Origin of the sequence: Pseudomonas sp. PA15(2017), from assembly GCF_001945395.1 — a bacterium.
In the GTDB taxonomy this organism is placed as follows: domain Bacteria; phylum Pseudomonadota; class Gammaproteobacteria; order Pseudomonadales; family Pseudomonadaceae; genus Aquipseudomonas.
Window position 1 is genome coordinate 48,085 of record NZ_MSXV01000032.1, and the last position, 23,522, is coordinate 71,606.

The 23,522-nt window shown below is 64.6% G+C and carries 20 protein-coding genes, 1 tRNA gene and 1 pseudogene; 11 read left to right on the top strand and 11 right to left on the bottom strand.

The genetic code is table 11. From position 1 onward, the window contains the following. A pseudogene (locus BVH03_RS10470) lies at positions 1 to 791 on the bottom strand (Fic family protein); the annotation flags it as partial. A 194-nt stretch (positions 792 to 985) separates the two neighbouring features. After that, positions 986 to 1,062: transfer RNA gene (locus BVH03_RS10475), tRNA-Ile, on the bottom strand. Between the two features lie 285 nt (positions 1,063 to 1,347). Between BVH03_RS10475 and BVH03_RS10480 the strand changes: the two genes are divergently transcribed. The 5 genes from BVH03_RS10480 (at position 1,348) to argE (ending at position 6,576) form a co-directional block, all read left to right on the top strand. Further along, positions 1,348 to 2,835, top strand: a complete 1,488-nt coding sequence (locus BVH03_RS10480) for a diguanylate cyclase (RefSeq protein WP_075961098.1) — start codon at positions 1,348 to 1,350, stop codon at positions 2,833 to 2,835. 170 nt (positions 2,836 to 3,005) lie between these two features. Beyond that, positions 3,006 to 4,307: an NAD(P)/FAD-dependent oxidoreductase gene (locus BVH03_RS10485; RefSeq protein WP_075961099.1), complete on the top strand. Its 1,302-nt coding sequence runs from the start codon at positions 3,006 to 3,008 to the stop codon at positions 4,305 to 4,307. After that, positions 4,307 to 4,732: a RidA family protein gene (locus BVH03_RS10490; protein ID WP_075961100.1), complete on the top strand. Its 426-nt coding sequence runs from the start codon at positions 4,307 to 4,309 to the stop codon at positions 4,730 to 4,732. The genes BVH03_RS10485 and BVH03_RS10490 overlap by 1 nt, the downstream gene beginning before the upstream one ends. A gap of 10 nt (positions 4,733 to 4,742) precedes the next feature. Further along, positions 4,743 to 5,420 (top strand): DUF1028 domain-containing protein, encoded by a 678-nt coding sequence (locus BVH03_RS10495; RefSeq protein WP_075961101.1) that lies wholly within the window; start codon positions 4,743 to 4,745, stop codon positions 5,418 to 5,420. Further along, on the top strand, positions 5,413 to 6,576 hold the full coding sequence (gene argE, locus BVH03_RS10500) for an acetylornithine deacetylase (RefSeq protein WP_075961102.1): 1,164 nt from the start codon (positions 5,413 to 5,415) through the stop codon (positions 6,574 to 6,576). Before BVH03_RS10495 ends, argE begins: the two co-directional genes overlap by 8 nt. A gap of 61 nt (positions 6,577 to 6,637) precedes the next feature. On the opposite strand, the gene BVH03_RS26815 is transcribed toward argE, so the two are convergent. Together BVH03_RS26815 and BVH03_RS10505 are read right to left on the bottom strand one after the other, a co-directional pair. Next, entirely contained in the window at positions 6,638 to 6,760 is a 123-nt protein-coding gene (locus tag BVH03_RS26815) for a hypothetical protein (protein ID WP_256574672.1), read from the bottom strand. A 517-nt stretch (positions 6,761 to 7,277) separates the two neighbouring features. Continuing rightward, complete coding sequence (locus tag BVH03_RS10505) at positions 7,278 to 8,201, bottom strand: LysR family transcriptional regulator (RefSeq protein WP_075961103.1); 924 nt, start codon at positions 8,199 to 8,201, stop codon at positions 7,278 to 7,280. A gap of 290 nt (positions 8,202 to 8,491) precedes the next feature. On the opposite strand from BVH03_RS10505, the gene BVH03_RS10510 reads away from it, so the two are divergent. Continuing rightward, positions 8,492 to 9,541, top strand: coding sequence for an ABC transporter substrate-binding protein (locus BVH03_RS10510; protein WP_075961104.1), 1,050 nt, complete (start codon positions 8,492 to 8,494; stop codon positions 9,539 to 9,541). A 70-nt stretch (positions 9,542 to 9,611) separates the two neighbouring features. Here the strand turns inward: BVH03_RS10510 and BVH03_RS10515 are convergent, their stop codons facing one another. Continuing rightward, positions 9,612 to 11,024, bottom strand: coding sequence for an amino acid permease (locus BVH03_RS10515; RefSeq protein WP_075961105.1), 1,413 nt, complete (start codon positions 11,022 to 11,024; stop codon positions 9,612 to 9,614). 625 nt (positions 11,025 to 11,649) lie between these two features. Between BVH03_RS10515 and BVH03_RS10520 the strand changes: the two genes are divergently transcribed. Then, positions 11,650 to 12,528: a M24 family metallopeptidase gene (locus tag BVH03_RS10520; RefSeq protein WP_168175611.1), complete on the top strand. Its 879-nt coding sequence runs from the start codon at positions 11,650 to 11,652 to the stop codon at positions 12,526 to 12,528. A 58-nt stretch (positions 12,529 to 12,586) separates the two neighbouring features. On the opposite strand, the gene BVH03_RS10525 is transcribed toward BVH03_RS10520, so the two are convergent. Next, on the bottom strand, positions 12,587 to 14,521 hold the full coding sequence (locus BVH03_RS10525; RefSeq protein WP_075961165.1) for a DNA topoisomerase III: 1,935 nt from the start codon (positions 14,519 to 14,521) through the stop codon (positions 12,587 to 12,589). A gap of 138 nt (positions 14,522 to 14,659) precedes the next feature. On the opposite strand from BVH03_RS10525, the gene BVH03_RS10530 reads away from it, so the two are divergent. The 3 genes from BVH03_RS10530 to dxs all read left to right on the top strand — a co-directional run bounded on the left by BVH03_RS10530 (position 14,660) and on the right by dxs (position 17,799). Continuing rightward, complete coding sequence (locus tag BVH03_RS10530; RefSeq protein WP_027903060.1) at positions 14,660 to 14,902, top strand: exodeoxyribonuclease VII small subunit; 243 nt, start codon at positions 14,660 to 14,662, stop codon at positions 14,900 to 14,902. Then, positions 14,899 to 15,786, top strand: coding sequence for a (2E,6E)-farnesyl diphosphate synthase (ispA, locus tag BVH03_RS10535; RefSeq protein ID WP_075961106.1), 888 nt, complete (start codon positions 14,899 to 14,901; stop codon positions 15,784 to 15,786). The genes BVH03_RS10530 and ispA overlap by 4 nt, the downstream gene beginning before the upstream one ends. 117 nt (positions 15,787 to 15,903) lie before the next feature. Beyond that, positions 15,904 to 17,799: a 1-deoxy-D-xylulose-5-phosphate synthase gene (gene dxs / locus BVH03_RS10540; RefSeq protein ID WP_075961107.1), complete on the top strand. Its 1,896-nt coding sequence runs from the start codon at positions 15,904 to 15,906 to the stop codon at positions 17,797 to 17,799. Between the two features lie 304 nt (positions 17,800 to 18,103). On the opposite strand, the gene BVH03_RS10545 is transcribed toward dxs, so the two are convergent. The 5 genes from BVH03_RS10545 to BVH03_RS10565 all read right to left on the bottom strand — a co-directional run bounded on the left by BVH03_RS10545 (position 18,104) and on the right by BVH03_RS10565 (position 21,589). After that, positions 18,104 to 19,126 carry an AI-2E family transporter gene (locus tag BVH03_RS10545; protein WP_075961108.1) on the bottom strand — a complete coding sequence of 341 codons (1,023 nt, stop codon included), beginning with the start codon at positions 19,124 to 19,126 and terminating at the stop codon, positions 18,104 to 18,106. Between the two features lie 95 nt (positions 19,127 to 19,221). Further along, positions 19,222 to 20,019, bottom strand: a complete 798-nt coding sequence (locus BVH03_RS10550; RefSeq protein ID WP_075961109.1) for a helical backbone metal receptor — start codon at positions 20,017 to 20,019, stop codon at positions 19,222 to 19,224. Continuing rightward, complete coding sequence (locus BVH03_RS10555) at positions 20,019 to 20,432, bottom strand: MFS transporter (RefSeq protein ID WP_075961110.1); 414 nt, start codon at positions 20,430 to 20,432, stop codon at positions 20,019 to 20,021. The genes BVH03_RS10550 and BVH03_RS10555 overlap by 1 nt, the downstream gene beginning before the upstream one ends. Beyond that, positions 20,429 to 21,046 carry a GTP cyclohydrolase II gene (gene ribA, locus BVH03_RS10560; protein WP_075935025.1) on the bottom strand — a complete coding sequence of 206 codons (618 nt, stop codon included), beginning with the start codon at positions 21,044 to 21,046 and terminating at the stop codon, positions 20,429 to 20,431. Before ribA ends, BVH03_RS10555 begins: the two co-directional genes overlap by 4 nt. Positions 21,047 to 21,157: 111 nt before the next feature. Beyond that, positions 21,158 to 21,589 carry a DUF192 domain-containing protein gene (locus tag BVH03_RS10565; protein WP_075961111.1) on the bottom strand — a complete coding sequence of 144 codons (432 nt, stop codon included), beginning with the start codon at positions 21,587 to 21,589 and terminating at the stop codon, positions 21,158 to 21,160. Positions 21,590 to 21,746: 157 nt separating this feature from the next. On the opposite strand from BVH03_RS10565, the gene BVH03_RS10570 reads away from it, so the two are divergent. Beyond that, positions 21,747 to 23,330 carry a peptide chain release factor 3 gene (locus tag BVH03_RS10570; protein WP_075961112.1) on the top strand — a complete coding sequence of 528 codons (1,584 nt, stop codon included), beginning with the start codon at positions 21,747 to 21,749 and terminating at the stop codon, positions 23,328 to 23,330. Positions 23,331 to 23,522 lie beyond the last annotated feature (192 nt).

Below are 23,522 nucleotides of genomic sequence, written 5' to 3' on the forward strand. Positions count from 1 at the left end.
TCTAGGTCACCTTTCTGGTTGGCCTCGAGGATGCGGTAATAGCCAGCTCGATCATCCAAGATGCTCGCCGACATGGCGTAGAAGCGGATGGCCTGCTGCTCACTCTGTGCCAAGGCCATATCGGTGATGGCCCGCGTAAGTCGGCCGTTGCCATCGTCGAACGGATGCAAGGTGACGAACCAGAAATGGGCAATGCCGGCTCGGAGCAGTGGATCGAAGCCTGTACCATCGCGGCTGCTTTCGAACCAGGTGAGGAAGTCCGTTAACTGCTGATCCAGCCCGTCCCGCGGTGGTGCTTCGAAGTGAACGGTTGGCCGATCCAGTCGGCCAGAAACGACTTGTATCGGCTCCTCACCACGCAGTTCACCAATGCGTAGGGGGCGAGTCGATAGGCTCTCATCGGCAGGAAACAGCCAGTGATGCCAGTTGAGCAGACGTGGCAGATCCAGCGGCGAATGACATTCGCGGGTAGCGTCTATCAACAGCTGTGCCAAGCCTTCTGAGCGTGGCGTGGTGCGGCCATCCTCATCCAAGCCGAGGCGCCTGGCTAAGGAGGAACGCACCGAGCCGACATTTAGTTGCTAGCCTTCGATTGCTGACGACGTGACAATGTTCTGCAGCATGGCATCCAGACTGCTCTGAACCTCTGTATCACTTCCAACTGCGCTCAACATGCCCAGCAGACGCGCCTGTGCATGAACGCAGGCGCGCAGCAACGGAGCGAGTTGTTCAGTCTGCCAGGTGAAGTGAGGCCAGTCGGGCTGCTGCCAGATCCAGAGAGATGCATTCATGCGCATTACTCGTCCGTGAGCCGATTAGCGACTCTATTCGGCTCATATGATGAGCCGATAATGCCGGCTATTCGGCTCACTGTCTAAAGAGCAGTACAGCGGTATGGACACTTTGTGGTCAGCAGGCCGAGGCAAGATGCGCCGAAGCCCATATGCCAGAAACGCAAAAGCCGCGCGGCGCGCGGCTTTGAAGGTGGTGGGCCCACACGGACTCGAACCGTGGACCAAAGGATTATGAGTCCTCTGCTCTAACCAACTGAGCTATAGGCCCCCAGAAGGCTGGCGGAGTATACCGATGCACTCTGCCGAGTGCCAATCCGATGCGCCGCGGCTTGTTCGCGGGGCGCAAAGGAGCCTGCCGGTGGCAAACGATTGCGTGCCAGCGCGCAGCAAAACCACGTGCAATCCCCCCGTCGCTTTGTTCATAATTTGCACGACGTTCCTATCCCGCCGTGCCCGTTCACGCTGACGATACGGGTCCAATCAGCCTAGCCAGGCCCGTACCTTGACGAGTCAGACCTCCAAGATCGCTCACCTAAGACGCCTGGTCGCGATCATGACCAGTGTGGTGGGTGTGGCCGTGTTGCTGCTCACCTACCTGCAGGTGGAGTGGGACAGGCGCGAGGCGCTGCGCCAGAACGTGGCCGATATGGAGAACCTGTCGGCGGCGCTGACCCGGCAGGCCGAGTCGACCATTCGCGATGCGCATACGGTGTTGATCGGCATTGAGCGCAAGCTGCAGATCTCCGGGTATGGCGCAGCGAACCTGAGCGAAGTGCTCGAGGTGGCGCGCGCTCAATCGGCGATCCTGGCTGATGTGGAAGGCTTTACCGTGCTCGACGCAAACGGCCATCCACTGCTGACCACTGTGCCCAACGCCACCACCAACTACACGGCGCTGGATCGCGACTATTTCGCAGTACACAGCACCAATCAGGTCACTGGGCTGCATATCGGCGCGCCCATCCAGAGCCGCATGAGCGGCGACTGGGTGATCTCCCTGACGCTACGCCTGAGCGATGCCAACGGCGAGTTTCGTGGCGTGGTACTGGCCACGCTGCTGGTCCAGCATTTCGTGGATTTTTACCAGACCATCGATCTGGGCAGCCAGGGGGTGATCGGTATGGTCAAGCGCGACGGCACCTTGTTGGTCAGGTCGCAGCAGTCGACCGAGAACGCAGGTCTGAACCTGTCCAGGAGCCCTGTACTGCGCGCAGTGAATGAAGACGGAGTGAGACACGGCAGCATGGTGCTCACAGCGATGATCGATGGGGTGAAGCGCGTCTATGGCTTCGACACCAGCGACGAATACCCGATCCTGGTGGCCGCCTCCCTGGGCGAAGAGCAGGCGATGGCCGCCTGGCGCAGCCGCGCCCTGCAGACCTGGTCACTGAGCGGCGGCGTGCTGGTCATCCTGCTCTCCATGGGCTGGCTGATCTGGCGTGCCCTGGGCCGCCAGGGGCGCATGGAGGCGCGCCTGCAGAGCATGCACCGCGACCTGGCGCTGGCCAACCACGCGCTGGAGATCATCGCCGGTGAGGATGCCCTGACCGGCCTGGCCAATCGCCGACGCCTGGACGAAGCGCTGGGCGTCGCCTTCCAGTCCGCTGCCGCTCAGCGCCAGCCGCTGTCGTTCGTGCTGCTGGACGTGGACTACTTCAAGCGCTTCAACGACCAGTACGGCCACCCGGCTGGCGACGAAGCGCTCAAACAGGTGGCCGCGGTGCTCAAGCGCCATGCCCGGCGCAGCGCGGACACCACCGCGCGCTATGGCGGCGAGGAGCTGGCGCTGATTCTGCCGGCGGCCGAAAGCGCCTCGGCCATGGCGGTGGCCGAGCGCATCCGCGCCGATGTCGAGGCATTGGCGATCGCCCATCAGGGCTCGCCCTACGCCAACCTGACCCTGAGCATCGGCGTCGCCTCCTGCATTCCGGGGCAGACGATGCAGGCGCCTGCCGACCTGGTCGCCGCCGCCGATGTCGCCCTGTACGCCGCCAAGAGCGCAGGCCGCAACCGCGTGGCGTTGAGCGAACGGCCCGGCTGATCCGCCCTCGCGGCGATGCCCAGCTTTTTGCTGGGCAACGACTACAAAAACGCTAATTTCGCTATCCCCCACCTCTGAACACAATGGCCTCAACGCACGAACGGCTCGTGCGCTCCGGCCAGGGCCATCCCTGTGCAAGGGCGCCGAGCCTCCTTCAGAGGGACGCAACGATGGCTGTCGAAACAACCCGAACAGACACCCTGGTGGTGGGCGCCGGCCAGGCCGGCGTGGCGATGAGCGAGCACCTGACCAAACTCGGCGTGCCGCACCTGGTGCTGGAACGCGAGCGCATCGCCGAGCGCTGGCGCACCATGCGCTGGGATTCGCTGGTGGCCAACGGCCCGGCCTGGCATGACCGCTTTCCCGGCCTGGCATTCGACATCGACGATGACGCCTTTCCTGGCAAGGAGCAGGTGGCCGCTTACTTCGAAGCCTATGCGCGCAGCTTCGACGCACCGATCCGCACCGGCGTGGAAGTGCACAAGGTTCGCCGCAACGCCAATCGCCCCGGTTTTACCGTGGAAACCTCCGAAGGCGTGATCGAAGCCGATCGCGTGGTGGCCGCCACCGGCCCCTTCCAGCGTCCGGTGATTCCGGCCATCGCGCCGCAGGACGAACGCCTCACGCAGATCCATTCCGCCAACTACCGCAACCCGCAGCAACTGCCCGCCGGTGCCGTGCTGGTGGTGGGCGCTGGCTCGTCGGGCACGCAGATCGCCGATGAGCTGATGCAGGCCGGCCGTCAGGTTTACCTCTCCGTCGGCGCCCATGACCGACCGCCGCGCAGCTACCGCAACCGGGACTTTTGCTGGTGGCTGGGCGTGCTCGGCGAGTGGGACCAGGAGACGCCGAAGGCCGGCCGCGAACACGTGACCATCGCGGTCAGCGGCGCCTATGGCGGCAAGACCATCGACTTTCGTCGCCTGGCTCACCAGGGCATGACGCTGGTCGGCCTGACCCGCTCGTTCGACGACGGCGTGGTGCAGTTCGCCGACGACCTGGCCGACAACATCCGCCGCGGCGACGAGAACTATCTGGCGCTGCTCGATGCGGCGGACGCCTACGTGAAACGCAACGGCCTCGACCTGCCGGAGGAACCCGAAGCGCGCATCATCCCGGCCGATCCCGCGTGCATGTACGAGCCGCTGCGCGAGCTGGATCTGATCACGGCCGGCGTGACGTCGATCATCTGGGCGACCGGTTTCGCCACCGACTTCAGCTGGCTGGAAGCCGACACCTTCGATGCCAACGGCAAGCCCCAGCACCAGCGCGGCGTGTCCCGTGAGCCGGGCATCTATTTCCTCGGCCTGCCGTGGCTGTCGCGCCGTGGTTCATCGTTCATCTGGGGGGTGTGGCACGACGCCAAGCACGTCGCCGACCATATCGCCACGCAGCGCAAGTACAGCGCCTATCGCGATGCCGAACAGCGCCAGGCCGCCGCCCCCGTCACCCGCCTGCAGGGAGTCAAGTGATGCCCACCCATACCCGTATCCGCATGTTCAACACCAAGGACACCTACCCCAACCAAACCCTGGACAACGACCTCTGCCAGGCCGTGCGCGCCGGCAACACGGTGTACGTGCGCGGCCAGGTCGGCACCGACTTCGACGGCAACCTGGTCGGCCTCGGCGACCCGCAGGCGCAGACCGAGCAGGCGATGAAGAACCTCAAGCAGTTGCTCGAAGAAGCCGGCAGCGACCTGTCCCATATCGTCAAGACCACCACCTACATCATCGACCCGCGCTACCGCGAGCCGGTGTACAAGGAGGTCGGCAAATGGCTCAAGGGCGTGTTCCCGATTTCCACCGGGCTGGTGGTATCGGCCCTCGGCCAGCCGCAGTGGTTGATGGAGATCGACGTGATCGCGGTGATCCCGGACGACTGGCAGGCCAAATAAGGAGGCGCGCATGACCTTTTCCATCGTCGGGCGCTGCCCGGAAACCGGTCAGCTGGGCATCGCCATCAGCTCGTCGAGCATCGCCGTCGGCGCCCGCTGCCCCTGGCTACGGGCCGGCGTCGGCGCGGTGGCCACCCAGAACGTTACCCTGCCCGCCCTTGGCCCGCAGATTCTCGACCTGCTCGAGCAGCAGGCATTGGAGCCAGATGACGCCTTGCAGCGCGCCCTCGACGCCAATGGCTGGAGCCAGTATCGCCAGGTGACGGTGATCGACAGCCAGGGTCGCACCGCCTTGTTCAGCGGTAAGGAAGCGCTGGGGCTGTACAACGCGGTGGCCGGCGAGCAGTGCGTGGCAGCCGGCAATCTGCTGGCGAGCGAGGCGGTGATCCAGGCCATGGTCGAGGCCTTCGAGAACGCCAGCGGGCAATTGGCCGACCGCCTGCTTGCCGCCATGCATGGGGCGATGGCCGCCGGCGGCGAGGCCGGCCCGGTACACTCGGCGGCGCTCAAGGTGGTGGGCGACCTGGTGTGGCCGATCATCGACCTGCGTGTCGACTGGGCGGACGAAGACCCCATCGGCCAGCTTGACGGTCTGTGGCAAGCTTACCGGCCGCAGATGCAGGATTACCTGACCCGCGCCCTCGACCCGACGGCGGCGCCCAGCTACGGAGTACCGGGCGATGAATGAGCCAGTCAGCCGCGCCCTGCTCGAGCGGCTGATCGGCTTTGCCACGGTCAGCCGTGATTCCAACCTGGAGCTGATCGACTTCATCCGTGAGTACCTGGCGGGCTTTGGCGTGAACAGCGAGCTGTTCCATAACGTCGAAGGCACCAAGGCCAACCTGTTCGCCACCATCGGCCCGCAGGATCGCGGCGGTGTGGTGCTGTCCGGCCATACCGACGTGGTGCCGGTCGACGGCCAGGCCTGGACGGTCGCGCCGTTCCAGCTGAGCGAACGTGACGGGCGCCTGTACGGACGCGGCACCGCGGACATGAAAGGCTTCATCGCCTGCGTACTGGCTGCGGTGCCGAGCCTAGTGCAACGGCCGCTGCAGGTGCCGGTGCACTTGGCGTTTTCCTATGACGAGGAAGTCGGCTGCCTGGGCGTGCGCTCGATGCTCGCCGAACTGGAAAAACGCCCGCACAAACCGACCCTGTGCCTGATCGGCGAACCCACCGAACTGAAGCCCGTGCTCGGCCACAAGGGCAAGCTGGCGATGCGCTGCGAAGTGCACGGCGCGGCCTGTCACTCGGCCTACGCGCCCTACGGTGTGAATGCCATCGAATACGCAGCGCGGCTGATCGGCCACCTTGGCGATATCGGCGCACGGCTGGCCCAGCCCGAGCACCACGACCCGCGCTTCGACCCGCCCTTCTCCACCGTGCAGGCCGGCGTGATCAAGGGCGGTCGCGCCCTGAACATTGTGCCAGCCGAGTGCGAGTTCGATTTCGAGGTGCGCGCACTGCCAGGCTTCGACGCGCAGCGCGTGGCGGACGAGCTGCAAAGCTACGCCACCGAGCAACTGCTGCCGAAGATGCAGGCGGTGAGCGCCGCCAGCGGTATCCACCTGCGACCGCTAAGCGCCTACCCGGGCCTCGCCACACCGCCTGACAGCGAAGCGGCGCGATTACTGGCCAGGCTCTGCGGCTCGAACGATTTCAGCACCGTGGCCTTCGGCACCGAAGGCGGCCTGTTCGACGGCACCGGCATCCCCACCGTAGTCTGCGGCCCCGGCAGCATGGACCAGGGCCACAAGCCCGACGAGTTCGTCAGCCTGGAACAGTTGCAGGGCTGTGATGCGATGCTGCAGCGGTTGGCGGACTATCTGTGCGAGCCGGTGTGATTTTTTGATTTCGCGGGCATGGCCCGCTCCCACAGGTGTAGATACTCATATCAGCGCGATCTCAGCCGTAGCCTGGGTCGAGCAGCGCGATACCCAGGGAGCTCTCCCGGGTGTCGCTGCACTCGACTGGACTGCGATCAAGAATGTGGGAGCGCGCCATGCGCGCGAAAAAAATCGCGGGCATGGCCCGCTCCCACAAAAATTGCGCCGATAGCTTGTAGGATGGGTCGGGCCGCGGAGGTGAAACCCATCAACGCACGATGGGTTGCACCTACGCGGTCCGCCCCTCCTACGCCCCACCCCGCCCACTCAACTCCCCCAACCGTTCCCGGCAAAAATCCACGAACAACTGCGCCGGCTTGGTCAGCACGGTAGGGCGTACTCGCGAAGCAGTACGCCGTTGCGTTTTGTCAGGTTCGCCATTGTTTGACGGACTGCTCGCTTCGCTCCTGAGTCCGCCCTACGCGCTGCGCTCGACCCGGGCCATGCTCAATGTGGGAGCGCGCCATGCGCGCGAAAAAAACGCAGGCATGAACTAGGCGTCCCCGCCCGCTCCCACAGGTTTAAATGCTGATATCAGCGCTATCTCAGCCGGCCCCATCCTACGGCTGAGCAGCCCCGTAGCCTGGGTTGAGCTACGCGATACCCAGGGCAATTTCCCGGGTGTCGCTGCGCTCGACCCGGGCTACCTGAGCACCGCCCTATCGCGTAGCTTGCGCGCTCAATTGCCCCAAGCGTTCCCGGCAAAAATCCACGAACAATTGCGCCGGCTTGGTCAGTTGGCTGCGCTTGAGGCGCGCCGCCACCAGCCCGGAGGTGGCTACCGGCTCGGCGATGTCCACGGTGACCACGCGCTTGCCGTCGTAGGTGCATTCCGAATGCGGGCGGGTGACCAGCAGCGAGAAGCCGAAGCCCTGGCCGACCATACCGCGCACCATTTCGATGGACGGTGAGCTGAAGACGATATTGGGCGCCAGCCCCAGTTCGTGGAACAGGCTGACGAAGTAGGTGCGGCTGGGCTGCACGTCGAGCAGGATCATCGGCTCCAGGCACAGGTCGCGCAGCGAAACCTGGGCCTGGCCGGCGAAACGGTGCTGCTCGGGCAAGAGCACGTAGGGCTTCTGCGGTGGCATCAGCGGCTCGGTGGCGATGGTGCCGTCGAGGTCGTGCTCGTAAAGAAACGCCAGGTCGAACGAGCCGGCGGTCAGGCCCTGCACCAGCTCCTGCTGCTCGCCATCGCGAATGCGGATGTCCACGCCTGGGTAGCGCTCGCGAAAACCGGCGATCAGTTGCGGCAAGTACAGCGGCGCGACGGTTTCGAAGCAGCCGATATCGATCTGCCCGGCAACGATATCGTTGTCGGCCAGGGCGTTCTGCTCGAACTCGCGGGCCATGCGCAGCAGTTGCTGGGCCTTCTCGTAGAAGCGCGCGCCGCTGGGCGTCAGCGACACGCCCTGGGCGTGATGGCGGATGAACAGTTGCACGCCGAAGCTTTCTTCCAGCCCCTTGATCGCCGTGGAGATGGACGGCTGGGCGATGTACAGCTGGCGCGACGCCTCGGCCACGCTGCCCGCTTCCACCGTGGTGACGAAGTACTTTAGTTGCCGCAAGGTATAGGAAGCCACGTGTCCGATCTCAGCGCGATGGTTGCCTGCACCTTACTCCAACAACGCGCCTTGGCGGGTCGCTGCCTTGCAAAGGTTTTTCGTAGGTCCCGAGCATATTTTTACTAATTTTCCTTCGCGCCGGACTGACGCACCATGGCCCTCACCTGAACGACAGTTCCCGCCCTGCATGCACACCGGGCGGCACAACAACAAAGATTCTGCTGACGCGTGACACAACGCGCAGCTTCGCCGCTTCGGCCCTACTGCCCCTGTTCTCACTACAACGAAAAAACAGCGAGGGAGTTTCCATGTTCAAGCACTTGCGTCCATCCATCCGCGCCGCCATCGGCCTGTCCCTGTTGACCGCCAGCAGCGCGGCACTGGCCGCCGACAGCCTTACGGTGATCTCCTTCGGTGGCGCTACCAAGGTCGCGCAGACCGCCGCCTACTTCAAACCCTTCGAGCAGAGCGGCGCCGCCCGCGTGGTGGCCGGCGAGTACAACGGCGAGCTGTCCAAGGTCAAAGCCATGGTCGATGTCGGCCAGGTGACCTGGGACGTGGTCGAGGTGGAAAGCCCCGAGCTGCAACGCGGCTGCGAAGAAGGGCTGTTCGAGCGCATCGACCCGGCCATTCTCGGCGATGCCAACCAGTACATTCCCGGCACCGTGAGCGAATGCGGCGTGGCCACCTACGTATGGTCGATGGTAATGGCCTACAACGGCGACAAGCTGAAAACCGCGCCCACTTCCTGGGCGGATTTCTGGGACCTGGAGAAATTCCCCGGCAAGCGCGGCCTGCGCAAGAGCGCCAAGTACACCCTGGAAGCCGCCCTGCTGGCCGACGGCGTGAGCCGCGACGAGCTGTACAAGATTCTAGGCACCAAGGAAGGCGTCGACCGCGCCTTCAAGAAGCTGGATGCCATCAAGGGTTCGATCCAGTGGTGGGAAGCCGGCGCGCAACCGCCGCAGTGGCTGCTGGCCGGTGACGTGACCCTGTCCGCTGCCTACAACGGCCGTATCGGCGTGGCCCAGAAGGAAGGCGCCAACCTGAAGATCTCCTGGAATGGCAGCCTGTACGATCCCGAACACTGGGCCATCGTCAAGGGCAGCCCGAACAAGGCGCTGGCCGAGCGCTTCATCAAGTTCGCCAGCCAGGCCGACACCCAGAAAGTGTTCTCCAGCCAGATCCCCTATGGCCCGGTGCACAAAGAAACGCTGCCGCAACTGCCGGCCGATGTGCAGGCGCAACTGCCGACCGCCGAGGCCAACATGGCTGGTGCGCAACTGGTCAACGCCGAGTTCTGGATCGACCATGGCGAGGAACTGGAGGAACGCTTCAACGCCTGGGCCGCGCGCTGACCGCTCTGCAACAGAAATGAAGAAGGGCGCCCTCTCGCGAGGGCGCCCTTCTTCGCTCATAGCGAGGCGATCAGCTCGCCAGCTGCTTCGCCGCGCGCCTGTGCACCAGCACACCCAGCGCCACGACGACTGCCGCGGCCGCGCCGGTGGAGATGACCAGCACCTGGTACTCCTCGACGAATGCCATGGTCACCAGGGAGCCGACGATGAACAGGATCACCAGGTAGGTCAGCCAGGGGAACAGCCACATTTTCAGGCGGATGTCCTTGCCCTCGGCTTCCAGCTTGCGGCGCATCTTCAGTTGCGAGAAGGCGATCACCAGGTACACCAGCAGGGCGATCATGCCGGTGGTGTTCATCAGGGTGTCGAGCACGTCCTTGGGGCGCAGCGTTTCGCTGAAGTTGATCAGCGCCACGAAGATGGCCACCGAGCAGGAGGCGATGATCGCGAACACCGGCACGCCGGTCCCGGTACGGGTGATTTTCAGGAAGCGCGGCGCGTCGCCACGGGTGGACAGCGAGAACAGCATGCGCGAGGCGGTGTAGTGCGCCGAGATCATGCAGCTGCTCACCGAGGTCAGTACCACGAAGTTCATCACCAGCTCGGCGTAGGGAATGCCCAGCAGCTCCAGGGTGCGGCGGTAGGAACCGTAGCCGGACTGGGCCATCTGCGGGTCGTTCCAGGGCACCAGGCAGACGATCAGGAAGATCGAGCCGATGTAGAACAGGCACACGCGCCAGACCACCGAGTTGGTCGCCTTGACGATCTGGTTGGCCGGGTCCTTGGCTTCCGAGGCGGCGATGGTGACGATCTCGGCGCCGAGGAAGGCGAACATCACACCGAGGATGGCCACCACCACCGACTCGATACCGTTGGGCATGAACCCCTGGGCGGTCAGGTTGCTGAAGCCGCGCGTCTCGCCGGTCGGCCACAGGCTGAGCACGGCCAGGGTGCAGACCGCCAGGAAGCAGATGATCGCCACCACCTTGATCAGCGCGAACCAGAACTCGAACTCGCCGTAGTGCTTGACGTTGAAGAAGTTGATGCTGATCAGCACCAGAGTGGCGGCCAGCACGAAGACGTTGACGCTCACCTCCGGAAACCAGCCATTGAGGATGGTGCCCGCCACGTAGGCTTCCCAGGCCATGAGGATGACCCAGAACCACCAGTACAACCAGCCGATGGTGAAACCGGCCCAGCGGCCGATGGCGCGTTCGGCGTAGGTGGAGAACGAGCCGGTGTCTGGCGAGGAGGTGGCCATTTCACCGAGCATGCGCATGATCAGCACGACAAGAATGCCGCCCGCCAGGTAGGCCAGTACCGCTGCCGGCCCGGCGCTGTGAATCACGCTGCCGGAACCGACGAACAACGCCCCGCCGATCACACCGGCGATGGACATCATGGTGAGGTGCCGGGGCTTCAATGACGCACTGAGCTTGCTCTCAGGCTCCTGCTTTGCCTGTTCGGCTGATACCGCATCCATAGAAGGACTACCTCTTATTGATTTTGCTGGAAACAGTTGAAGCCAGGCCGCTGAGCACCACGCCATGCGGCGCGCCAGCAGGCTTCGCTGTGTGATCGCTGTCCATGTGAGCGTTTCCGGATCCGGCAAGCCGGTCTCGGGCAACAGTTCCTTGCCGAAATCCATCCGGTTGAATCAGAAAAGACCCTGTCAACACCGTGACTGCCGAGCCATCTACCGCAGCGGTGCTGCCCGAAAAAGCGCGGGTACACCGAGTTGAATGTTCGTTTTACTCCACATATCGGTGCAAACTACCGGCGCCCTGCCAGTGCATTCCGCCATCGAACCAGGCCCCTGAAGGCACCGCGAGACCCTTTAAAACAAGCCATGGAAAGGCTCCACGGCACGAACGAACAAGCAACTGAAACCCGTTCGTTAAATTCAACGCGCCGGATGGTAACGGAAAATTTCCATTTGGGAATACTCCGCGCATGCAGCGGGCGGATGGGCGGCAGTCAACGCTGGTGTTATCCGAGCCTGGTTTGCCTCATCGGTCCAGCTCTGAGAGCATGAACAGCCTGTGTGCTTAGCACTTCAGATCGGCGACAACTCGATGTCTGTGCCAGACCTCAACAAGGACGTCTTCATGCCCGCATTTCTCGATAAAGCCCTGCACCAGCTTGGTCGCCGGTTTGGCCGTCAGCCTGAGTCAGCGGCCACACTCATCGAGCGCTACCAGATCAAGAATCAGCAGTTGGCAGCGCGCATTGCGCTGCTGCCAGACCGCGAACGGCTCGCTTCGATTCGCGAACAAGCGCCAGCAGTCTCCAGGTTGCTACGCGACCTGGCACCGCTCATTGGTCCGCAAAGCAACGGGCTTGCCCTGCAGGACCAGATTGTTCAGGAGTTCGAGCGCCTGGGCTGGCAGCCCATGCTGGTGGGGTACAAGGATTATCCCGCGGCCGTGCCGATTTCGATTGGCAAGGCCGTTCTGAACGGCTTTCCGACAGCCAATCCGCTACCCGACAACGCTCTAGTGACCATAGAGCTGGTTGCAGCCTCAAGCACTGCCTACCTGGCACAAAGCTGGACCTTTGCAGGAGCGAAAGCTGATGCAAAGCAGCTCGCACTGCTCGAGACAGGACGCCAGGCGCTCAAGGCCGGCGTAGCCTGCATTCGGCCAGGAGAACGTGTAGACGCTATTGGCGAAGCAATAGCCGAGGTGCTCGATGCCCATGACCTGCAGCCTGTCATCGAATATTCAGGCCATGGGATGGGCAAGGATCGTATGCAGTCACCCTTGATTTTCTGCTACCGGAATAATTACTCGAAGAACGAGCGCCTTCAGGTGGGCCAAATTCTCAACGTTCTGGTCCCAGCCAAGCCGGGCGCCCGGGGCATACGGTTCGATACACACAATTTCCAAGAGGCTTTTACTCAGGACGGTAAGGAAGCGGTGGTGTTCTCAGCGATGGTGGAGGTGACTCAAGAAGGTCACCGGTTGCTCAGTGAATGGGTGAACTAGAAGTGTCTGGGCCGAGATTAACCACGTCGCAATCAGCCCCGGGATGTCACTCAAGCTTCTACTTCGTCGCGCGCGGTGCCTTGCGCGATGATCGACCGCCCTTGCCAGCTCCCCCCTTGCGTTTACCTCGCCACGCCGGCTTGCCACCGGGTGGTGGACCGCTGATGTTCAGTTGCAGCCCGCGGCAGCGCTCGATCTGCTTGCTCATCCAGGCCGACTGCTTGGCGACGAACTCTTCCAGCGGCATCTCACCGCTCTGCACCATGTCCAGCGCCTGCTCCCAGATCGCCGTAGTGCCGGGGTCGGCAATGGCGCGTGGCACCGCGTCGATCAGCCCGAAGGCTGCCGGGGTGGCGGCCAGGGTCTTGCCCTGCTTGGTCAGGTAACCACGATCGAGCAGGCCCTGGATGATGCCGGCGCGGGTGGCTTCGGTGCCGATGCCGGTGGTGTCCTTGAGTTTCTGCTTGAGGCGCGGGTCCTCGACCAGCCGCGCGACGTTCTTCATGGCCTGGATCAGGTCGCCCTCGGTGAACGGCTTGGGCGGCTGGGTGAATTGATCCTTCAGCGTCACCTCACGCACTGCGCACGACTGGCCTTCATAGAGCGCGGGCAAGGCCTGGGGCGCAGGCGCCTCACGGCCCTTGCTCGGCGCCAGGGCTTCGGGCAGCGCGCGCTTCCAGCCCGGCTCGACGACCTGTTTGCCGACCGCGCGCAGGTCATGGCCGGCGCAGTCGAAATCGGCCTGGGTGCGGTCGTATTCGTGGTTGGGCAGGAACTGCGCCAGGTAGCGGGCGCGGATCAGCTCATAGACGGCGCGCGGGCGGCCGCTCAAGCGGGCAAGGCCGCCGGCTGCCAGAGTCGGGATGATGCCGTGGTGCGCGCTGACCTTGGCATCGTTCCAGGCTCGCGAGCAGCGCTGCGCCTGGGTATGCGCCAGCACCTCGCGCAGGCCCGGATCGGCTTTCCCCAGTGCGGCGAGAATGGCCGGCGCTTCGGCATGCTGGCTGAGCGGCAGGTAGCCGCAATCGCTGCGCGGATAGGTGATCAACTTGTCGGTCTCGTAGAGTTTCTGGGCGATGTCCAGGGTTTCCTGGGCGCCCAGGCCGAGCTTCTTCGAGCACACCTGTTGCAGCGTACCGAGATCGAACAGCAACGGCGGCGCTTCACGCATGCGTTCGGTCCTCAACTTTTTCAGCACGGCATGTTCGGCGCCCTGCATGGTCTCGGCGGCGCGCTGGGCGACCGCCTGCTTGAGGCAGCGGCCCTGCTCGTCGCAGTCGTCCTGAGGCGCGCGCCATACAGTGGTGAAAGGCGCGCCCTTGCCATCGAGGGTGACGTCGATGGCCCAGAACGGCACCGGCACGAAGTCGGCGATGCTGCGGTCGCGGTCCACCACCAGGCGCAGCGTCGGCGTCTGCACGCGGCCGACCGGCAATACGCCCTGATAACCGGACTTGCGCCCCAGCAGGGTGAACAGGCGGCTCATGTTCATGCCGATCAGCCAGTCAGCCCGCGAGCGACCGAGCGCCGACTGATAGAGGTTGTAGGTGCTGGCGCCCGGCTTGAGGGCCGCCAGGGCCTTGCGGATCGAGGTGTCGTCCAGCGCCGACAGCCACAGGCGCTGGATCGGCCCGCGGTAGCGGCAATGCTCGAGCAGCTCGCGGGCGATCATCTCGCCTTCACGGTCCGCGTCGGTGGCGATCACCAGTTCGCCAGCCTCGCCCAGCAGGCGCTTGATGGCCTTGAACTGGGCGGCGGTCTTGGCTTTGACGCGCATCTTCCACTGCTGCGGGACGATGGGTAGGTCGTCCAGCACCCAGCGCTTGTAGCGTGCGTCGTAGACATCCGGCGGCGCGGTTTCGAGCAAATGGCCGATGCACCAGGTGACCGTCACGCCGTTGCCCAGCCAGCAGCCGTCACCGCGCCGCGTGGCGCCGAGCACGCTGGCGATGTCTTTGGCTTGGGACGGCTTTTCGCAGAGAAACAGGCGCATCGGGTACTGCCACATGAGATGAACGCCCGACAGAATACTGTATATCCATACAAATCGCCCGCCTGGGTCGATTTGCTCGCGACAGAGCCCTCTGCTAGTGTCGCGGCGACCGCGAACCCCGCCTGAGACCTGCTGACCATGGCCCGTAAGAAAGCCGCGCTCGATTTCGAGCAATCCCTCACCGAGCTGCAAACCCTCGTCGAGCGCCTGGAGAATGGCGAGTTGTCGCTGGAGGAGTCGCTGAGCGCCTTCGAGCAAGGCATCGGCCTGACCCGCGAATGCCAGGCCGCCCTGACCCAGGCCGAGCAGAAAGTGCAGATCCTCCTGGAGCGCGACGGCGCCCTGGAAGCGGCGCCGTTCGAAACGGACGAGCCGCTATGATCGCCGCCTACCAGGCGCGCTGCCAGAAGCAGGTCGACGCCGCCCTCGAGCCGCTGTTCAGTGCGCCACGGGCCGAACTCGAACGCCTCTACGCCGCCATGCGCTACAGCGTGTTCAACGGCGGCAAGCGCGTGCGCCCACTGCTCGCCTATGCCGCCTGCGAAGCCCTCGGCGGCAGCGCGCAACAGGCCGATGGCGCCGCCTGTGCAGTGGAGCTGATCCACGCCTACTCCCTGGTGCACGACGACCTGCCAGCCATGGACGACGACGACCTGCGCCGCGGCCAGCCGACCACCCACATCGCCTTCGACGAAGCCACCGCGATTCTTGCCGGTGACGGCCTGCAGAGCCTGGCCTTCGCCGTGCTCGCCAGCGAGCGGCACAACCCGCAAAGCGCCGAGATCCGCCTGAGCATGTTCGCCGCCCTGGCCGATGCGGCCGGCCCGGCCGGCATGGTCGGTGGCCAGGCCATCGACCTCGGCTCGGTGGGCCAGCAATTACAGCAACCGGCACTGGAAATCATGCACCGCCACAAGACCGGTGCGCTGATCGAAGCCAGCGTGCGCCTTGGCGCCCTGGCCAGCGGCCGCGCTGACGAGCAAGCCCTGGCGGCGCTGAGCACCTACGCCCGCGCCGTCGGCCTGGCGTTCCAGGTGCAGGACGACATCCTCGACGTGGAAAGCGATACCGCGACCCTGGGCAAGACCCAGGGCAAGGACCAGGCGAACGACAAGCCCACCTACCCGGCGCTGCTCGGCATGGCCGCCGCCAAGGCCTACGCCCTGGAGCTGCGCGACCAGGCGCTGCAAGCGCTGCAACCGTTCGGCGAGGCCGCCGAGCCACTGCGCGAACTGGCTCGTTATATCGTCGAACGGCGCAACTGAACCGCTGTCTATCTGACATCGCTGCTGCGGCAACCGCGCCCAAGTCCTCCCTTGGGCTAGGGTCATCGCATCAGGTAGACTGCCCCACTATTTTGAATTCCTATAACGACTCGCCTGATGCCGACGACTTTCCACGAGATTCCCCGCGAACGCCCGCTGACGCCGCTGCTCGACCGCGCCAATACGCCGGATGAGTTGCGCCGCCTCGGCGAGGCCGAGCTGGAAACCCTGGCGGATGAACTGCGCCAGTACCTGCTCTACACAGTCGGCCAGACCGGGGGGCATTTCGGTGCCGGCCTCGGGGTGATCGAATTGACGGTCGCCCTGCACTACGTCTTCGATACGCCCGACGACCGCCTGGTATGGGACGTCGGCCATCAGGCCTACCCGCACAAGATTCTCACCGGCCGCCGCGAGCGCATGGGCAGCCTGCGCCAGAAGGACGGCATCGCCGCCTTCCCGCGCCGCTCGGAAAGCGAGTACGACACCTTTGGCGTCGGCCATTCCAGCACCTCGATCAGCGCCGCATTGGGCATGGCCATCGCCGCCCAGCGCCAGGGCAGCAAGCGCAAGTCGGTGGCGGTGATCGGCGACGGCGCACTGACCGCCGGCATGGCTTTCGAAGCACTCAATCACGCAGCGGACGTGAAGGCCAACATGCTCGTGGTGCTCAACGACAACGACATGTCGATCTCCAAGAACGTCGGCGGCCTGTCCAACTACCTGGCCAAGATTCTCTCCAGCCGCACCTACGCCAACGTGCGCGAAGGCAGCAAGAAGGTGCTGTCCAAACTGCCCGGTGCCTGGGAAATCGCCCGCAAGACCGAGGAGCATGCCAAGGGTATGCTGGTCTCGGGCACCCTGTTCGAAGAACTGGGTTGGAACTACATCGGCCCCATCGACGGCCACGACCTGCCGACCCTGCTGGCCACCCTGCGCAACATGCGCGACCTGGAGGGTTTGCAGTTCCTCCACGTGGTCACCAAGAAGGGCAAGGGTTTCGCACCGGCCGAAGTCGACCCGATCGTCTACCACGCCATCACCAAGCTGGAGCCGATCAACGCGCCGGCCAAGGTGAAGAAGCCGTCTGGCCCGAAATACTCCAGCGTGTTCGGTCAGTGGCTGTGCGAAATGGCCGCCCATGACGAACGCCTGATGGCGGTCACCCCGGCCATGAAGGAAGGCTCGGACCTGGTGGCCTTCAGCGAACGCCACCCGGATCGTTACTTCGATGTGGCCATCGCCGAACAGCACGCGGTGACGCTCGCCGCCGGCATGGCCTGCGAAGGCGCCAAGCCGGTGGTGGCGATCTATTCGACCTTCCTGCAGCGCGCCTATGACCAGCTGATCCACGACGTCGCGGTACAGAACCTCGACGTGCTGTTCGCCATCGACCGCGCCGGCTTGGTCGGCGAAGACGGCCCGACTCACGCGGGCAGCTTCGACCTCTCCTACCTGCGTTGCATCCCCGGCATGCTGATCATGACGCCGAGCGATGAAAACGAGCTGCACCATATGCTCACCACCGGTTACCAGTTCACCGGCCCGGCAGCGGTGCGCTACCCGCGCGGCAGCGGCCCCAACGCGCCGATCGACCGCGAGCTGACGCCGCTGCCGATCGGCAAGGGCTTGGTACGTCGCCAGGGCAAGGGCGTGGCTCTGCTGGTGTTCGGCGTGCAGCTGGCAGAAGCTCTGCGCGTCGGCGAAACCCTGGACGCCACCGTGGTCGACATGCGCTTCGTCAAGCCCCTCGACGACGCGCTGGTCAGCGAACTGGCCGCCTGCCACGACCTGCTGGTGACCATCGAGGAAAACAGCGTGATGGGCGGCGCCGGCAGCGCCGTCAGCGAATTTCTCGCCGGCCAGGGCACGCTCAAGCCGATGCTGCACCTGGGCCTGCCCGACAGCTACGTCGAGCATGCCCGTCCTGACCAGATGCTCGCCGAGTGCGGCCTGGACGAAGCGGGCATCGAAGCGGCGATCCGCGCTCGTCTGGTACAACGACGCGCCTAAGAGCCTGTTCACGGTTTTTATGCGCCTGAAGCGGCAACTACAAGGCAGTTCACGGATCGACTGTGGGAGCGCGCCATGCGCGCGAAAAATCGCGGGCACGACCTAGGCGTCCCCGCCCGCTCCCACAAGCACTGCACCCATGTCCGTTCTTTCAACTAACGGCCAAAATCGGCGAACCTGGGCTGAAAGATCATGAACAGGTTCTAAGATTCGGCCTGACGCTCTACGAGCGGCAGGTCGCACCACGCTGCACCCTCATCCGACCAAGCCTGGTCTCGGACAAGCGTGCCTTGCTTCCTCGCCTCTACACCCAGCCCTGCGCCTTGAGTTCGCTTTTCACGTAGGCGTAGTAGACCGGCGCCGCCACCAGGCCGGCGATGCCGAAGGCGGCCTCGAACACCAGCATGACCAGCAGCAGCTCCCAGGCCCGCGCCTTGATCTGCCCGCCAACGATGCGCGCGTTGAGGAAGTATTCGACCTTGTGAATGACGATCAGGTAGGCCAGCGCCCCCAGCGCCACCCAGATCGACAGCGACAGCCCGACCACGAAGATCGCGGTGTTGGAGATCAGGTTGCCGACCACCGGCAGCAGGCCGGCCACGAAGGTGATCACGATCAGTGTCTTGGTCAGTGGCAGGTGCACGTCGAACAGCGGCAGCACGCCCATCAGGAAGATGCCGGTGAAGGTGGTGTTGAGCAGCGAGATCTTGATCTGCGCGAAGACGATATTGCGAAATGCCTCGACGAAACGCTGCACGCGGGTCAGCAAGGCGCCGGCCAGAGGCTTGAGCTGACCCGGCTCGGGCACGCTTTGCAGGGCGATCACCGCGCCGAGGATCATGCCGATCAGCACGGTGACGAACATGTGCACGGCACCCTTGCCAAGCAGTTGCAGCTCGCTGATGTGCCCACGCAGCCAGTCGTGCAGCGCCACGCGAATGTCGTCGACGTTGGCCGGCAGGTAGGCCACCAACGCTTCGGGCAACTGCTCGCGGGCGCGGTCGACCACGCCCAGCAGCTTGCCCATCATCCGCCCCGGGTTGTTGAGCTCGTGCATCAGCAATGAGAAGGCGCCAGCGAAGAGCAGCCCGAGCACGGCGATCACCAGCACGCTCAGCACGCCAACGGCCAGCACGCGCCCCATATGGCCCGCCAGCAGACGCTGCATGGGCCGCGCCAGGCGGTTGACCAGCTCGAACACCAGCAAGCCGGCCAGCAAGCCGGCCAGCAGGCTGGGCAGCAGTTTGAGAGGGAAGACCAGCAGGAGCGCGGCGCCGACGATCAAGGCGCTGGCGGGGAAAAACCAAGGGGATACGGGGGCTTTCATAACGTCTGCAATGAACCGGAAGGCGACCAATCTGCCAGTTGACGGCGCGCTTTACCAGCGTCATCGCACGCCCCGAGCGCAAGCGTTGACGGCGATCACCTGGCTGGCGCCAGCACCTCGCAAAGCCGAGCCGTGGCGGCGAGCATCTGGAAACTTGGCCGCTCCAGGCCTTTGTCCGGCAGCACGCGCAGTTGCTCGAGGCGCACGGCGCGCAGCTGCGGCCAGCGGGTCCAGGCCTGTAATTGGCGCGCATCAGCGGCAAGAATCAGCGCCGGATCGCGCTGCAGCACCGCCTCGGTGCTGACCTGCGGCGCGGGCAGCCTGAGGTCGGCGAACACGTTGCGCGCGCCGCACACCTGCAGGGCATCAGTGACGATCTGCCCGCCGCCCAGGGTATATAGCGGCGCGTCCCACACCTGATAGAACACCGGCAACGGCTCGTCACGCCGATAACGGGTGCGCAGCAGTTGCAGGCCATCGATGAATGCATCATGCAGGCGCTGCCCCGCTTGCGGTCGACCGAGGTGCTCGCCGATCAGCAGGAATTGCCTGGCCAGTTCGCCCAGCGAATGGGGCTCGAGCACCAGCATGGGAATATCGAACGCCTGCAATTGCTGGCGCTGGGCGGCGCTGATGCTGCCCGGCCAGACCAGGAGCAGATCCGGCTGCAGCGCCAGCAAGGTTTCCATCTCGAGTTGTCCGTAGCGCCCAACGGACCGCACATGGGCCAGCGCCTGGGGACGATCGCCACCATCGAGCACGCCAACCAGCCGGTCGACGGCACCCAGTTCGAGGACGATTTCGCTCAGCGAGGGTGCCAGGCTCACCACCCGCTCGGCAGCCAGCAGCGAGGTCGCCTGCAGCAACAACAGCGCAAGCAGCACGCCGCGCATCAGACCTGCCGGGGAATGCGGTAGAGGTAGAGCAGCACGACGCTGGCCAGTGCCAGCAGGATCTGCGGCACCGCTTCCAGCCCGGCGAACACCGCCAGGGCGGCGATCCAGGCCGGCAGCCCGGCGCCCAGCAATGCCGGTCGGCGGCGCTCGGCCAGGGTCAGCCAGGCGGCGGGCTCGTCGGCGGTATTCAGGGCTTTCGCAGTGGCGAACAAGGCGCGCTTGTAGGCGCTGAACAAGGGCAGGCTGACGAACAGCGAGGCCAACCCGGCGATGAACAATGGCATGGCCAGCACACCCGGCTGACGCCCGGTACCGAACAGCACGTTGATCACAAACAGCGGAGCCAGGGTCAGTGCCAATTGCCGCCACCAGAGCAGGGCCAACCGGCGCTTGACCGCGGCGCGGGTCAAGGCCGCTCCACCTCACCCTGGTGCAGCTTGCCGAGCATGTGCCCGAGCTTGCCGGCCTTGGTGGCCAGGTACTTGCTGTTGTGCGGGTTGTGACCCAGTTGCAGCGGCACGCGGTGGGCCACCGGAATGCCCATGTCGCCGAGCGCCTTGACCTTGCGCGGGTTGTTGGTCATCAGCTTGAGCGAGGAGATGCCCAGGTGCTTGAGCATCGGCAGGCAGATCGCGTAGTCGCGCATGTCGGCACCGAAGCCCAGGCGCTCGTTGGCTTCGACGGTGTCGGCGCCACCATCCTGCAATTCGTAGGCGCGGATCTTGTTGAGCAGGCCGATACCACGACCTTCCTGGCGCAGGTACAGCAGCACGCCACGGCCCTCCTCGGCGATGGCACGCAGGGCGCCCTCGAGCTGGAAGCCGCAATCGCAGCGCAGGCTGAACAGCGCATCACCAGTGAGGCACTCGGAATGCAGGCGCCCCAGCACCGGCTCGCCATCGGCCACAGTGCCGAAGGTCAGCGCAACATGTTCCTTGCCCGTGGCCTCTTCGAGAAAGCCATGCATGGTGAACACACCGAACGGAGTCGGCAGTTGGGAGGCGGCGACGAAAACGACAGGCACCGGATGCTCCTGGTAGCGGAAAGGGATGCGAATTTGCGAGGGGTGATAGTGTAACAGCAGCGCCAAGAGCCGCGTCAGCCGAATTACCGATCAAAAGGATCGAGGGCCGACTCAGCCCTCGGCCTCCTCACAATCGATGCTCACGCGGCTGCCGACCACCACGCCAAGGGCCGCGAACTCGCCCTTGGCGACCTCGATGATGTAGCGCACCGGCTCATCGGCGCCATGGCGCTGCAGACTGAAGGGACGCATGTCGACCACCTTGCGCACTATGCCGGCGTTATCGATGAAGGCGGCCGACAACGCGACGCGGGTGTCCTTCATCCACAGCTCGCGCAGCCCTTCCTGGGGCCAGGCGAAGAGCATGCCGCTACCTACCTCGTCACGACCGGAAAGCCCCTGGGTGCGCGCTTCGGGGGTGAACGCGAGTGGCAGGTCGCGAGTCTGCCCGGCCGGGAATGCAACCTGGCACTCGGGCAGTTGCGCCCGGGCGGCGTTCGAGGCGAGCGCCAGGGCGGTGAGCAAAATGGCCGAATGCTTCATCAACGATCCAGGGCCGTGAGTGGAGTGCCGATCCTACGCCATTTGCTTTGCTACGGACGAATGCGCGGATGCCCCAGCAGGCCAGCATTTACCGCTATAATCGCGCATTTTTCCGGGCCGCCCTGGCCCGCTCACGCTTTCAAGCAGGCACGCATCCATGACCACTCAGGCCGCCGAAGTCGCCAAGCGCCGCACGTTCGCGATCATCTCCCACCCCGACGCCGGTAAAACCACGATCACCGAAAAGCTGCTGCTGATGGGCAAGGCGATCGAGGTGGCCGGCACGGTGAAGTCGCGTAAATCCGACCGCCACGCGACATCCGACTGGATGGAAATGGAGAAGCAGCGCGGTATCTCCATCACCACCTCGGTGATGCAGTTCCCTTACCGCGAGCACATGATCAACCTGCTCGACACCCCCGGCCACGAAGACTTCTCGGAAGACACCTACCGCACCCTGACCGCGGTGGACAGCGCGCTGATGGTGCTCGACGGCGGTAAGGGCGTCGAGCCACGCACCATCGCGCTGATGGACGTGTGCCGCCTGCGCGACACGCCCATCGTCAGCTTCGTCAACAAGCTCGACCGCGACATCCGCGACCCCATCGAACTGCTCGATGAGATCGAGGCGGTGCTGAAGATCAAGGCGGCGCCGATCACCTGGCCGATCGGCTGCTACCGCGACTTCAAGGGCGTGTACCACCTGGCCGGCGACTACATCATCGTCTACACCGCCGGCCATGGCCACGAGCGCACCGAAACCAAGATCATCGAGAAGCTCGACTCCGACGAAGCCCGTGCCCACCTGGGCGACGAGTACGAGCGCTTCGTCGAGCAGTTGGAGCTGGTGCAGGTCGCCTGCCACCCGTTCGACCAGGACGAGTTCGACAATGGCCAGCTGACCCCGGTGTTCTTCGGCACCGCACTGGGCAACTTCGGCGTCGACCACGTGCTCGACGCCGTGGTCGACTGGGCGCCGCGCCCACTGGCCCGCGTGGCCCACGAGCGCCCGGTGGAGCCGACCGAGGAGAAATTCTCCGGTTTCGTGTTCAAGATCCAGGCGAACATGGACCCCAAGCACCGCGACCGCGTGGCCTTCATGCGCATCTGTTCGGGCAGGTACGAGAAAGGCATGAAGATGCGCCACGTGCGCACCGGCAAGGACGTGCGCATCGGCGACGCCCTGACCTTCTTTTCCAGCGAACGGGAAATGCTCGAGGAAGCCTGGGCCGGCGACATCATCGGCCTGCACAACCACGGCACCATCCAGATCGGCGACACCTTCAGCGAAGGCGAAGCGCTGGGCTTCACCGGCATCCCGCACTTCGCGCCGGAGCTGTTCCGCCGTGTACGCCTGAAGGACCCGCTGAAATCCAAGCAGCTGCGTCAGGGCCTGCAGCAGCTCGCCGAAGAAGGCGCCACCCAGGTGTTCTTCCCCGAGCGCAGCAACGACATCATCCTCGGCGCGGTCGGTGTGCTGCAGTTCGACGTGGTCGCCAGCCGCCTGAAAGAGGAATACAAGGTCGAGTGCGGCTATGAGCCGATCACCGTGTGGTCGGCACGCTGGATCGAGTGCGACGACAAGAAGAAGCTCGAGGAATTCTCCAACAAGGCCGTGGAAAACCTTGCCCTCGACGGCGGCGGTCACCTCACCTACCTGGCGCCGACCCGCGTCAACCTGAGCCTGATGGAAGAACGCTGGCCGGACGTGAAATTCCGCGCGACGCGCGAACATCACTGATCAGGTGCTCAGCAGACTGTAGGGCGCATTAGCCGAAGCTTGATGCGCCGCACGATGCAGAGCCGCCCTTAAAATCAAAACACCCTGCGCGAGGCAGGGCGTTCAGTACTGCAGCGGGTATTGTGGTTCGCGGTAAACGACGGATTACGCCTTCGGCTAATCCATCCTACGGGTTATCCGTCATGCCTTGAT